Below are 12401 nucleotides of genomic sequence, written 5' to 3'. Positions count from 1 at the left end.
ACGAAATGTGGGCTACATCACCGCAGGTAAATCGTTATTCGTTCAGATTCCAGAGCTTGTTGGCCATCAACAGCTCGAACTTGTGCACCACCGAGGACAGGTCCTCGTGGCTGCCGACGAAGCCGGCGTAGAAGCCCATCCCCCACATCACCGCCACCAGCATTTCGACCAGATGGTTGACGTCGGTGTCGGTAGTGAGCTCACCTCGCTTGATTGCGTCCTCGACGGCCCAGGTCATGAACTCGCGCGACGCCCGCATGGAGTCGTGCTCGTCGTTGCTCAGCTCCGGATGGCGTTGCGACTCCAGCACCGAGGTGACGAGAAATGCTGCCGCAGAACGCTCTTCGGACTCTGCCTGCATCACTGCCGAGAAGAACGCGGACAACCGCGCCAGCAGACTGGTCTCGGCCTGAGCCCGCGACATCCCCGCGCTAACTACCAAAGCGTTCGTTTGCTCGACGACTTCGCTCCACAGCACGCGTTTACTGGCGAAGTAATGGTTAATGGCGGGACGCGTGAGATCGGCGCGGATGGCGATCGCCTGGAAGGTGGCGGCGTCATAGCCAAGTTCGCTGAAGACCTCACGAGCCGCTTGTACGATGCGCTCTCGCGTTTCAGCAGCCTTCGCTGCGGGCGGGCGACCGGGTCCTCGACTCGCGGTATGTTGCGGCACGGTCAAATTGTGCCACAGCTCACTTGTCGATTTACCCTTGCGCTCAATTCCGGCCTGATTGGCATGTCGACCCAGCAAATTCGCGGCGCCCGGCAAGCCGACCCTTCGACCACGACCTTGGCGATAGCACTGAACCGGAGACAGCCCGTCGAACTATGGTGCTGGGGTGGCGAGCGTCGTATCGCGGGAGTCGTACTTCGATGTCGGCCTCGAAGTGCTGTCCGATCTGGGCTACGGCGGGCTGAAGCTCGCCGAGGTCTGCAACCGGCTCGGCGTCACGACCGGATCGTTTTATCACTACTTTCCAGGGTGGCCCGCCTACACCAAGGAACTCGTTGCGCACTGGATGCAGCGGCAGACCGTGCAGATCATCGAGAGGGTGCGCGCTGAGCAGGATCCGCGCCGCCGGATCGACACGCTCATCGCAGAGGGGTTGTCCCTTCCGCACGGCGCCGAAGCCGCCATCCGCGTGTGGAGTTCGGTCGATGCGGAGGTGTACTCCATCCAGGCCGCGGTGGACCAGCAGCGCTTCGACATCATGTACGAGTCGGCCTTCGAGATCCTGCACAACAAGCGACAGGCGCAGATCTTCGCGGCGTGGGGGGTGTACGTGCTCGTCGGTTACGAGCAGGCGGCCCTGCCGCGGGACGCCGCGGCGCTGGAGTGGATCGCGGGCCAGCTCACCGACGCACTCGACTCCGGCCGGTTCGCGTCTGTGCCAGACGGTGAGTAGCGCGATTGCCCTCTGAAACGGCCGCTGTGCTGCGACACGTGCTTGACCGTCTGCGCGCCCGCGACCCGGAGTTCGACGCACTGCGCCGTGCCTTGCGGGCCGCGGTCGTCGTGCCCAGCGCGGCGGCGGTGAGCTTCGCGGTCGGCGGCGGGTCGCAGACACCGCTGTTCACCATCTTCGGGTCGGTGGCGCTGCTGATACTCGTCGACTTCCCCGGCAACCGGCCCGCGCGAGCGCTGGCCTACTGCGGCTTGGGTTTCAACGGGGCGGTGCTGATCACGCTGGGCACGCTTGTCGCGCCGTACCCGTGGCTGAGCGTGGCGCTGATGTTCGTGCTCGGCGTTGCGGTCATCTTCGCCGGAGTGCTCAGCGAAATCGTCGCGGCTGGTCAACGTGCCACGTTGCTGATGTTCGTGCTGCCTGCCTGCACCCCGGTCGGCCCGCTGCCGGAGCGCCTGTTGGGCTGGCTGATCGCGCTTGCGCTGTGCGTCCCCGCGGCGCTGTTTCTGTTTCCCCCGCGACATCACGACGAGTTGCGTGCCTACGCGGCACGCGTCTGCAACCGGCTCGCCGATCGACTCGAGGGCACCGGGTCTGGCCGCGAAGTCACCAAGGCGATGAACGCGCTCGACGCCGCCTTCCTCGGCGCCGATTACCGGCCGGTCGCGTTGACCGCGGGCAGTCGCGCGCTCGTCCGGGTGGTCGACGACCTCGGTTGGCTGTCCGACCGGATCACCGACGACACCGGTCAGATGATGGGGGCGGTGAAGCCGCCCGCGGTGCGGGTGCTGCGGGACTCCGCTGCGGTGCTGCGGTTACGCAGCGTGTCCGCTCGGGTGGAGCGCAGCGCCGACCTTCGCGAGGCGCTGACCGAGCTGCGGTCGGTCGCCCAAGGCCACTGGCGCGAGGACCTCACCGAATTGCTCGGCGAATCCAGCGACACAGCCGCTGTCGAGGTCGGCCGTAATCTGTTGAACCGCCGCACAATCGCGGCGACGGTCGCGGTGACCGGGCGGATCATCCGCAATGCCGCGGCCGCGGATGCGCGACCGGTATGGGCGCGCGTGCTTGGCCGTCGTCTGCCGGAGACCGGCGCCGCCGATTGGGTGATGCCCGAAACCGTTGCGGTCACTGCGATCACCAAAGGCTTTCTCGCCACCAAGGCGGTGGTGCTGCGCAACAGCCTGCGCACCGGACTCGGGTTGGCGCTTGCCGTTGCGGTGACTCACATCTTCCCGGTGGAGCACGGGTTCTGGGTGGTGCTCGGCGCGATGTCCGTGTTGCGCAGCAGTGCGCTGACGACCGGAACGCGCGTGGTCAGAGCGGTGGCGGGCACGGCGGTCGGGTTCGTACTGGGCGCGGTGGTCATCGAGTTGCTCGGCATGGATCCCGTTGTGCTGTGGATGCTGCTGCCGATCGTCGCGTTCGGCTCGGCCTACGTGCCGGAGGTGTACTCCTTCGTCGCCGGGCAGGCCGCGTTCACGATGATGGTGCTGATCAACTTCAACCTGATCGTTCCGACGGGCTGGAAGGTGGGGCTGATCCGCGTCGAGGATGTCGTCGTCGGCGCATTGGTGGGCATCGTGGTTTCGGTGTTGCTGTGGCCGCGAGGCGCCTCGTCCGCGGTGTCGAAGGCCGTCGAGGATGCTCGCGCCGTCGGCGCAAAGTTTTTGAAGCAGGCCGTGTTACGGGTGACCCGCGGCGCCTCCGAAGACGCGACCGATCGGGTGATCGCGCTCAGCCATCAAGGGCTGCAGGCGTCTCGTACCGTGGATGATGCTGTGCGGCAATATCTTTCGGAGAACGGCGGGACGACGGAGCTGCGCGGGCCGGTGGTGCGCGCCGCCAACCGGGCGGTGCGCGTGCGCGCCGCGGCCGAGCTGATCGCCGACGTCGTGCCGCCGCCACTCGAGCCGTACCCGCGGACCCGCGAGGTACTCGAGGCCCACACCTCAGCGATCTGTGCGCGTCTGACCGGTGATCCGCGCCGCAAGCTCGAGTCGATCAGCGACGACTTCGTGCTCGCGTTGCGCGCCGACGCCACCGGAGACGAACTCGCGATCTCCGCGGCGCTGCCGTTGACCGCCGTGGCCGCGCACCTCGGTGAGCTCGAACTGCTGTACGCGCAGCCGGTAGCGTCAGCCCGATGAGCGACGTCGTCGTGCTCGGCTCGGGTTTCGCCGGTCTGTGGGCGGCGCTAGGTGCCGCGCGGCGAGTCGACGAACTCGGCGCCACCGACATTGCGATCACCGTGTTGAGTTCGCAGCCGTACCACGACATCCGGGTGCGCAACTACGAGGCCGATCTGACGCCGTGCCGCGTTCCGCTGGCCGAGGTGCTCGACCCCGTCGGCGTCGAACACCTCACGGCGGACGTGACGGCGATCCACCCGGCGTCGCACACCGTGACGAGTTCTGTCGGCACTCACACCTACGACCGCCTCGTGGTCGCGCTGGGCAGCCGGGTGGTGAAGCCCGATATCCCCGGTCTTCAGGAATTCGGCTTCGACGTCGACACCTACGACGGCGCGATGCGGCTGCAGCGGCATCTGGCCGGGCTCGCCAGTGCCGCAACGAAATCCGCGAGCACGGCAGTGGTCGTCGGCGCCGGATTGACGGGCATCGAGACCGCCTGCGAACTGCCGTCGCGGCTGGCTTCGCTGTTCCCCGACACCGCGCCGCGGGTCGTGCTCGTCGACCGCAACCCGCACGTCGGGTCGGACATGGGCGCATCGGCCCGACCGGTGATCGAGGCGGCGCTCGACACGCTCGGGGTGCAGACCCGGCTCGGAGTCGGCGTCACGGCGGTGGATGCGAATGGGGTGACGCTGTCGACCGGCGAGGTGCTGCCCACCTCGACCGTGGTGTGGTGTGCGGGCATGCGCGCCAACCCGTTGACCGCCGACCTCGGTGTGCCTCGTGATCGGCTTGGCCGCCTCCCAGTCGACGACTATCTGCGCGTCATCGGCGTTGCGGACATATTCGCCGCAGGCGACGTCGCCTCGGCGCGAATGGACGACGCGCACCTGTCGGTGATGTCCTGCCAGCACGGCAGGCCGATGGGTCGGTACGCCGGGTACAACGTTATCGGCGATCTGCTCGACGAGCCACTGCTTTCGCTTCGAATCCCTTGGTATGTAACGGTTTTGGATTTGGGGCCCGCCGGTGCCGTGTACACCGAGGGCTGGGATCGCCACGTCGTCGCCAGCGGGGCTGAAGCCAAGGCCACCAAGATGACCATCAACGGCCGGCGAATCTATCCGCCGCTCGACGGTGACCGCGACGCGATCCTGGCCGCCGCCGCGCCGACACTGCAGACGCGGCCAAGCGCCGAGGGCTAGCGGGCCTCACATCCGCGAATAGCGGCTCAGCGCGAAGCTGTAGCAGCCGTATGCGGCAAAACCCAACGCCGCGCACAGAACCAGCACAGTGCCGTTGGGTCCGTGCCCGAGCGTCTTCACCGCACCGTCGAGTCCGGTCGCTTTGGACGGGTCGGCTCGCACCGCCGCGACGACCACCAGGGCGCCTGCACCGGCGAGCACGAGACCTTCGGCGACATAGCCGAGCACGCCGAGCGTGGTGACGACGGTGCCCGGTGAGACCTTGAGGTCATTGCAGAATCGGCGTGATGCGCCCTTGAACGCGAAGTAGCACCCGATCACGAGAATCACCAAACCGACGACCACGAGAACGGCCTTGCCTTCTGGTGATCGCATCAGCCGTGCGCTCAGTCCCGCGTTCTCGGCGGCGCCGGACTTGCGCCTGCCCAGCGCGAATTGCACGGCGGTGACGCCCACTGCGGTGTACACGACGGCGAGGCCCAGCGCCTTGAGTCGATTCGGCCATCGGAAATCTTTCGGATCGGCCCGGCGCCCGCGGTGCTCGCCGGGGTGTAAGCCCAGGATCGTTTCGGCGATGCGCCACAACGTCAACGGAATCAAGGCGATCGCGGTAGCCCACAACGCGACGTTGCCTCCGGCGGTCATCGCGACCGCCCGCAGCGCGCCCGTCTGGTCGGCATCACCGCCCGAGCCCAACGCGATCCGCACGATGAGGTACGCGATCAACAGATGCAGCAGCCCGCTGATCACATAACCAATGCGTGCCGCGACATGCGCGTAGGGGTGATCGACGGCGGAACGGACGACGTCCGCCGGTCGGGCGCTGTGTGCCACGGACGGTCAGATCCCGGGCTACAGGCCGCGTCGGCGCGGTCGAAACGCGTCCTTGACCTTTTCGGCCGCACCCTTGAGGTGCGCCGCCCGTTCGTCGAACCTGCCCTGGGCTTCCAACTCGGGGTCGTTGGTCGCTCGCCCCACTGCGGCCTTGGCCTTGCCCCGCAGTTGATCCAACTTGTTCCTGGCTTTATTGGCACCACTCATGACACGGGGGTTACCCATTTCGGGCGACGGCTAGCGCAGCGGCCGATGCGGCATCAGCGCGTTGGGCGGGATTGCGCCGAACTTGCCTGCCTGAAAGTCGTCCATCGCCTGGATCAGTTCGGCCTTGGAGTTCATCACGAACGGGCCGTACTGGACGACGGGTTCGCGAATCGGCTTGCCGCCCAGGATCAGAACCTCGAGCGCGGGCCTGCGCGACTCCTGGGTGGGGTCAGCGGTGACACTGATCCGGTCGCCGGGGCCGAACACGGCCAGCTGACCTTGATGGATCGGATGGCCGACGGGTCCGACCGCGCCGCGGCCCGACAACACGTAGACCAACGCGTTGAAGTCCCGGTTCCACGGCAGACTCAGCCGCGCGCCAGGCTCAATCGTCGCGTGCGCCAACGTGATCGGCGTGTGAGTGGCACCCGGGCCCTGATGCCCGTCGACGTTACCGGCGATGATGCGGACCAGCGCGCCGCCGTCGTCCGACGACAGCAGCCTGACCTCGTTGCCCTCGATGGCCTGGTACTTCGGCGCGGCGAACTTGTCCTTGCGCGGCAGGTTCACCCACAGCTGGACGCCGTGGAACACGCCGCCGCTCTCGACCAGTTCGACGGGCGGGGTTTCGATGTGCAGGATGCCCGACCCGGCCGTCATCCACTGGGTGGCGCCGTCGGTGATCAGGCCACCGCCGCCATGCGAGTCCTGATGCGCAAAGCGGCCGTCGATCATGTACGTGACCGTCTCGAAGCCGCGGTGCGGGTGCCAGTCGGTGCCCCTGGGCTCGCCCGGCTGGTACTCGATCTCACCCATCTGGTCCATGTGCACGAAGGGGTCGAGGTCGGCCGCGCTCACTCCCGCGAACGCCCGAACGACGGGGAAGCCTTCGCCCTCGTAGCCGTGGGGGCCGGTGGTGATGGAGCGCACCGGACGCTCGGTATCGCTCGGAGCAGGCGCCGAGATGCGCGGAAGGGTGAGGGTGTCAGCTGTGATAGCAGGCATGACACAGTTAACCGGACCGCGGTCCGATTAATTCCCCAGCGCGGTCAGCGCCGCGGCCCTGGCGTCTGCTGCGCTTGCGGCGCCGAGCACCGCGTCGGCCGCATTCCGGCATTGCTGCAGGGTGACCTGGGCAAGCTTCGCGCCGACACCCTGGATCGCCGCGGCGGCAGCGGACAGCGAGGTCACGCCGAGGCCGGTCAGCACGCACGCCAACAGCGGGTCCGCCGCCGCCTCGCCGCACACGCCTACGGGCTTGCCCGCCTCGGCGCCTGCCCGCACCGCCATGGCCACCAGTGCCAGCACGGCCGGCTGCCACGGATCGGTCAGCGTGGCGAGGTCGGCCGACATCCGGTCGGCGGCCATCGTGTACTGGGCCAGGTCGTTGGTGCCGATCGACAGGAAGTCGACGTGGTCGAGGATCCGGTCGGCCAACAGTGCGGCGGCAGGCACCTCGATCATCACCCCGGCCGTCAGCCCGTGCGAACGTGCCTTGGCGGCAAAGCTTTCCGCTTCCTGCGCGGTCGCGATCATCGGGGCCATCACCCAGGGCTGGTTGCCGGTGCGCTGTGCCGCCGTCGCGATGGCCTGCAATTGGCGGTCGAGCAGTCCTGGGTTGCGTTCGGCGATTCGAATGCCGCGCACCCCGAGTGCGGGGTTGGCCTCGTCGGGATGGCCGACGAATTTCAACGGCTTGTCCGATCCGGCGTCCAGCGTGCGGATCACCACCTTGCGACCCGAAAACGCCTGTAGCACTTCGGCATAGATGTCGGCCTGCTCGTCGACGGTGGGCTCGGTGTCCCGGTTGAGAAAGCACAGTTCGGTGCGGAACAGCCCGACGCCCTCGGCAGGAGTCTGCGTCGCGGCGCGGGCCGCGGCACCGTCTTGCACATTGGCCAGCACCGTGACGGCATGCCCATCGGCGGTGGCGCCGGGACCGGACCAGTGCGCCGCACGTTCGGCCTCGCGCTGCGCCGCGGCGACGGCCTCGCTCGCGGCGGCGTGATCCGGCGACACCGTCACCGTGCCACGGGTGCCGTCGACCAGGACCATGGTTCCGGCCGTGACGTCGTCGAGGCCGTCGACGGCGACGACACACGGGATGCCAAGCTGCCGGGCGATGATCGCGGTGTGGCTGGTCGGGCCGCCCAGCGTCGTGGCAAGGGCGACAACCAGATTCGGATCGAGACCCGCGGTGTCGGCGGGCGCGAGGTCCTCCGCGCACAAGATCGAAGGAAGGTCGGGCAGCGGCACGCCGGGCTCGGGCAGGCCGGACAGTTCGGCGATGACCCGGTCGCGGATGTCGCGCAGATCGGTGACGCGCTCGGCCATCAGCCCGCCGAGTTGGGTGAACATATCGACGAACTGCTCGACCGCTGCGACGACCGCCGAGACGGCAGGCGTGCCCTCCTTGATCCGCTTCTCCGCGGCGCCCAACCATGCGCGGTCCTGTGCCAGGGCTGCGGTGGCGGCGAGCACCTCCGACGCGGCACCGGTCGCGTGGCCGGCGCGGTCGCGCAATCGGTTGGCCACCGCGGTGGCTGCCGCCGCGAACCGTGCGGCTTCAGCGGGGCGGTCGGCTACCGCTATCTGCGCCTGGCTCCCGACGTCGACCGCGGGCAACCGGCCAGGCCGGATCACCGGGGCGTACTGAACACCAGGAACCACCGGAACGCCATGCAGAACGGTGCCCACTGCCAGGAGTGAGGTAGGCGGGGAAGAAGCGGTCATGTGAACCAGATTACAAGAATATCTTGACAAGTCAACACGAACAGTAGTAAAACCAACTATATCCACATCAATACGGACTCAAAACCACACATCCGGCAATCACCGATACGGAGCCCCATGTACGCCGAAGAGCGTCAGCAAGCGATCGCCTCCCTGGTGATCTCGCGCGGCCGCGCCTCGGTGACCGAGCTGGCGCAGGCCTACGACGTCACCACCGAAACGGTGCGCCGCGATCTCGCCGTGCTGGACAAGGCGGGCGTGCTGCGGCGCGTGCACGGCGGCGCCGTGCCCGTGCGTGCACTGCACCTGGTCGAACCAGGCGTCGGTGAGCGCGAGACCACCCGCGCCGAACACAAGGACGCCATCGCCGCGGCCGCCACCGACTTCTTCCCGCTCGGCGGGGCCAGCGTGCTGCTGGATGCGGGGACCACGACCGCGCGCATCGCGGCGCTCGTGCCCGCCGACCGCGATCTGGTCGTCGTGACCAACTCCGTGCCCATCGCCGCCCGGCTCGCGGCCATGCCCTCGGTATCCCTGCAGCTGCTCGGCGGGCGCGTCCGCGGTCTGACGCAGGCGGCGGTCGGCGAGCAGACCCTGCGCGTCCTCGACACCCTGCGCGTCGACGTCGCGTTCATCGGCACCAATGCGCTCAGCGTGCGCCACGGGCTCTCCACGCCCGACAGCGACGAGGCCGCGGTCAAGCGCGCCATGGTCCGGGCAGCCAATTATGTAGTGGTAGCCGCTGATTCGTCGAAGGTCGGCCGCGAGGACTTCGTCAGCTTCGCCTCGATCTCCAGCGTCGACACTCTGATCACCGACTCTGAGATCAGCGCGACCGATCGCGACGAACTGACCAACAGCGGCGTGGAGGTGGTGGTCGCGTGATCGTCACCGTCACTCCCAACCCGAGCATCGACCGCACGGTCACCCTGACGGGCCCCCTCACTCGCGGTGCGGTACACCGAGTTTCGTCGGTGACCTCCGAGCCAGGCGGTAAGGGGGTCAACGTCGCACGGGCCCTGACGCTGGCCGGGCTCGACGCCGTCGCGGTGCTGCCCGCTCCCGCCAACGACCCACTGATCAGTGCGCTCACCGCCAGTGCGTTGCCGTTCAACTGTGTACCGACCGAGGGCGCGGTGCGCACCAATCTCGCCATCACCGAACATGACGGCACCACAACGAAACTCAACGAGCCGGGCGCCCCTCTCGACGCCGCTGCCCTCGATGCGTTGACCACTGCGGTGCTCGCCGCCGCGGAGTCCGCGTCATGGGTGGTGCTGTCGGGTTCGCTGCCACCCGGAGTCCCCGACCACTGGTATGCCGACATGACCGCGCTGCTCGCGCCGTACCCGTGCCGGGTCGCCGTCGACACCTCGGATGCTCCGCTCACCTCGCTCGTCGAGGCGCTGCACCGCGGCGCCCCCGACCTGGTCAAGCCGAATGCCGAGGAGCTCGCCGGGGTCCTCGGCTACTCGCCACGCGCGCTGGAAGCCGCAGTGGCCCAAGGTGATCCAGAGCCCGTCGTCAACGCGGCGCAACAGCTCGTCGACCGCGGGGTGGGTGCCGTGCTCGCCACTCTCGGGGCCGCAGGAGCAGTGCTGGTCGACGAGACGGGTAGCTGGATGGCTGCGCCACCCCCCGTCGTCGCGCGCAGCACCGTGGGTGCCGGTGACGCCTCACTCGCCGGCTACCTCCGCGCAGATGTGGGCGGCGCCGTCCCGCCCGAACGGCTGCAGATGGCAGTCGCATACGGCGGCGCTGCCGCTGCCCTGCCAGGATCCGCGCTCCCAAGGCCCGCGCAGATCGACCTCACCTCCGTCCGAGTGACACCGATTGCTCCCAACACGAAAGTATCGCCATGACAACCACATTGCCGATCATCAACACCGATCTGGTCCTGCTCGATATCGACGCGGGCGGAGACAAGCAGGCGGTCATCGGCCGACTGGTCAGCCGGCTCGCCGACGCGGGCCGGACGCACGACACCGACGGGCTGATCGCCGCGGCGATGGCGCGTGAGGAGCAGTCGGCAACCGGGCTGCCCGGCGGTATCGCGATCCCGCACTGCCGATCGCCGTACGTCGAGACCGCCTCGATCGGCTTCGCGCGGCTCAGGCCGGCCGTCGACTTCGGCGCGCCCGACGGACCTGCCGACCTGGCGTTCCTGATCGCCGCGCCGGAGGCAGGCGGGGCCGAGCACATGAAGCTGCTGTCCAGCCTGGCCCGCGCCCTGGTGCGCAAGGACTTCGTCGAGTCGCTGCGCAACGCGACGACACCCGGCGAGATCGTGGAACTGGTCGACGGCGTGGTCAACGCGACACCCGAAAAGCCCAAGCCCGCAGCCGAACCCGATAAGGCCGCGGCGAAGACGTTGGTCGCCGTGACCGCATGCCCGACCGGCATCGCGCACACCTACATGGCCGCCGACTCCCTGGTCGCCGCCGCGAAGAAGGCTGGCGCGACGCTGCATGTGGAGACGCAGGGGTCGTCTGGCAGCACACCGCTGTCGCCGTCGACCATCGCCGAGGCCGACGCGGTCATCTTCGCCACCGATGTCGGCGTCAAGGACAGGCAGCGATTCGCGGGCAAGCCGGTCGTCGCGTCCGGCGTCAAACGCGCCATCAACGAGCCCGACAAGATGGTGGCCGAAGCCCTTGCCGCTGCGGACAATCCGAATGCGGCGCGCGTGCAAGGCGACGCCGGCTCTCCCGCCGCCGCTGCCGCCCCTGCGGGCGGTGTCGGCTGGGGCACCCGGTTGCGCCAGATCCTGCTGACCGGCGTGAGCTACATGATCCCGTTCGTCGCTGCTGGCGGCCTGCTGATCGCGCTCGGTTTCCTGTTCGCCGGCTACGACATCGCCAACAAACCCGACGGTGCCACACAGTCGCTCGGCAACATCATCGCGACAAGCAACTCGCTGACCAACCTGCCGTCGGGCGGCTTCACGCAGTATCTCGGCGCCGTGCTGTTCTCCCTTGGCGGACTTGCATTTTCATTCCTGGTGCCGGCACTGGCTGGCTACATCTCGTTCGCGATCGCGGACCGTCCCGGCATTGCGCCGGGGTTCACCGCGGGCGCAGTCGCGGTGATGGTCGGGGGCGGCTTCATCGGCGGCATCGTCGGCGGCCTGATCGCCGGGTTCGCAGCGCTGTGGATCAGTCGCATCGCCGTGCCGCAATGGGCCAGAGGGCTGATGCCCGTGGTCGTGATTCCGCTGTTCGCGTCGCTGGTCGTCGGCCTGTTGATGTTCATGTTGCTCGGCCGTCCCCTGGCCGCCATCACTTCGGGTCTGACCCACTGGCTGGGCAGCATGACCGGCACGTCGGTGATCATTCTCGGCATCGTGCTCGGCCTGATGATGTGCTTCGACCTGGGTGGCCCCGTGAACAAGGCGGCCTACGCGTTTGCGACCGCGGGTCTCAACGTCGCCGATCCCTCGTCGTTGCGAATCATGGCCGCGGTGATGGCGGCCGGCATGGTCCCGCCGCTGGCGATGGCGCTGGCCTCAACGATCCGCCCCGGCCTGTTCACCGAGCCTGAGCGGGAAAATGGAAGGGCCGCTTGGCTTCTCGGAGCGTCGTTCATCTCCGAGGGCGCCATCCCGTTCGCGGCGGCCGACCCGCTGCGCGTCATCCCGTCGATGATGTTCGGTGGAGCCATCACGGGCGCGCTGATCATGGCGTTCGACGTCACGCTGAAGGCTCCGCACGGCGGCATCTTCGTGTTCTTCGCCATCGGCCATCTGCTGTGGTTCCTCGTCGCCCTGGCAGTCGGGACCGTGGCGGGTGCGCTGGCCGTCATCGCCGCCAAGGAATTCCTCAAGCCCGCCGCCAAGTCCGAGGCCGCCCCGGCCCTGGCCACCGCTTAACCCACACCACTAC

11 protein-coding genes are annotated in these 12401 nt (G+C 68.2%); 6 read left to right on the top strand and 5 right to left on the bottom strand.

Annotated elements, in window-relative coordinates; all coding sequences use genetic code 11:
* Positions 1-34: 34 nt before the first annotated feature.
* Entirely contained in the window at positions 35-673 is a 639-nt protein-coding gene (locus tag J3E61_RS09840) for a TetR family transcriptional regulator (protein ID WP_192725272.1), read from the bottom strand.
* Positions 674-839: 166 nt separating this feature from the next.
* Between J3E61_RS09840 and J3E61_RS09835 the strand changes: the two genes are divergently transcribed.
* The 3 genes from J3E61_RS09835 to J3E61_RS09825 are packed head-to-tail and all read left to right on the top strand — an operon-like array spanning position 840 to position 4746.
* The gene (locus tag J3E61_RS09835) at positions 840-1406 is read left to right on the top strand and encodes a TetR family transcriptional regulator (RefSeq protein WP_192725021.1); all 567 of its coding nucleotides are present in this window, start codon (positions 840-842) and stop codon (positions 1404-1406) included.
* 38 nt (positions 1407-1444) lie between these two features.
* Positions 1445-3556: an FUSC family protein gene (locus J3E61_RS09830; protein ID WP_210083418.1), complete on the top strand. Its 2112-nt coding sequence runs from the start codon at positions 1445-1447 to the stop codon at positions 3554-3556.
* Positions 3553-4746, top strand: a complete 1194-nt coding sequence (locus J3E61_RS09825) for an FAD-dependent oxidoreductase (protein WP_210083417.1) — start codon at positions 3553-3555, stop codon at positions 4744-4746. The genes J3E61_RS09830 and J3E61_RS09825 overlap by 4 nt, the downstream gene beginning before the upstream one ends.
* 6 nt (positions 4747-4752) lie before the next feature.
* On the opposite strand, the gene J3E61_RS09820 is transcribed toward J3E61_RS09825, so the two are convergent.
* The 4 genes from J3E61_RS09820 to ptsP are packed head-to-tail and all read right to left on the bottom strand — an operon-like array spanning position 4753 to position 8520.
* Complete coding sequence (locus J3E61_RS09820; protein ID WP_210083416.1) at positions 4753-5580, bottom strand: DUF1206 domain-containing protein; 828 nt, start codon at positions 5578-5580, stop codon at positions 4753-4755.
* Between the two features lie 18 nt (positions 5581-5598).
* The gene (locus tag J3E61_RS09815) at positions 5599-5787 is read right to left on the bottom strand and encodes a CsbD family protein (protein ID WP_192725017.1); all 189 of its coding nucleotides are present in this window, start codon (positions 5785-5787) and stop codon (positions 5599-5601) included.
* 30 nt (positions 5788-5817) lie between these two features.
* Entirely contained in the window at positions 5818-6792 is a 975-nt protein-coding gene (locus J3E61_RS09810) for a pirin family protein (RefSeq protein WP_210083415.1), read from the bottom strand.
* Between the two features lie 27 nt (positions 6793-6819).
* Positions 6820-8520, bottom strand: coding sequence for a phosphoenolpyruvate--protein phosphotransferase (ptsP, locus tag J3E61_RS09805; protein ID WP_210083414.1), 1701 nt, complete (start codon positions 8518-8520; stop codon positions 6820-6822).
* A 117-nt stretch (positions 8521-8637) separates the two neighbouring features.
* Between ptsP and J3E61_RS09800 the strand changes: the two genes are divergently transcribed.
* Genes J3E61_RS09800 through J3E61_RS09790 form a run of 3 tightly spaced genes read left to right on the top strand, consistent with a single transcriptional unit; the run spans position 8638 to position 12388 of the window.
* A complete protein-coding gene (locus J3E61_RS09800) occupies positions 8638-9405 on the top strand; it encodes a DeoR/GlpR transcriptional regulator (RefSeq protein WP_210083413.1) in 768 nt (255 codons plus the stop codon).
* Entirely contained in the window at positions 9402-10382 is a 981-nt protein-coding gene (locus J3E61_RS09795) for a 1-phosphofructokinase family hexose kinase (RefSeq protein ID WP_210083412.1), read from the top strand. The genes J3E61_RS09800 and J3E61_RS09795 overlap by 4 nt, the downstream gene beginning before the upstream one ends.
* A complete protein-coding gene (locus J3E61_RS09790; RefSeq protein WP_210083411.1) occupies positions 10379-12388 on the top strand; it encodes a PTS sugar transporter subunit IIA in 2010 nt (669 codons plus the stop codon). Before J3E61_RS09795 ends, J3E61_RS09790 begins: the two co-directional genes overlap by 4 nt.
* The last annotated feature ends 13 nt before the right edge of the window (positions 12389-12401 follow it).

Origin of the sequence: Mycobacterium sp. OAE908 (assembly GCF_017872775.1) — a bacterium.
In the GTDB taxonomy this organism is placed as follows: Bacteria; Actinomycetota; Actinomycetes; order Mycobacteriales; family Mycobacteriaceae; genus Mycobacterium.
Note: the sequence above shows the minus strand (reverse complement) of the source record. Positions and strands in the feature narration are given on the sequence as shown.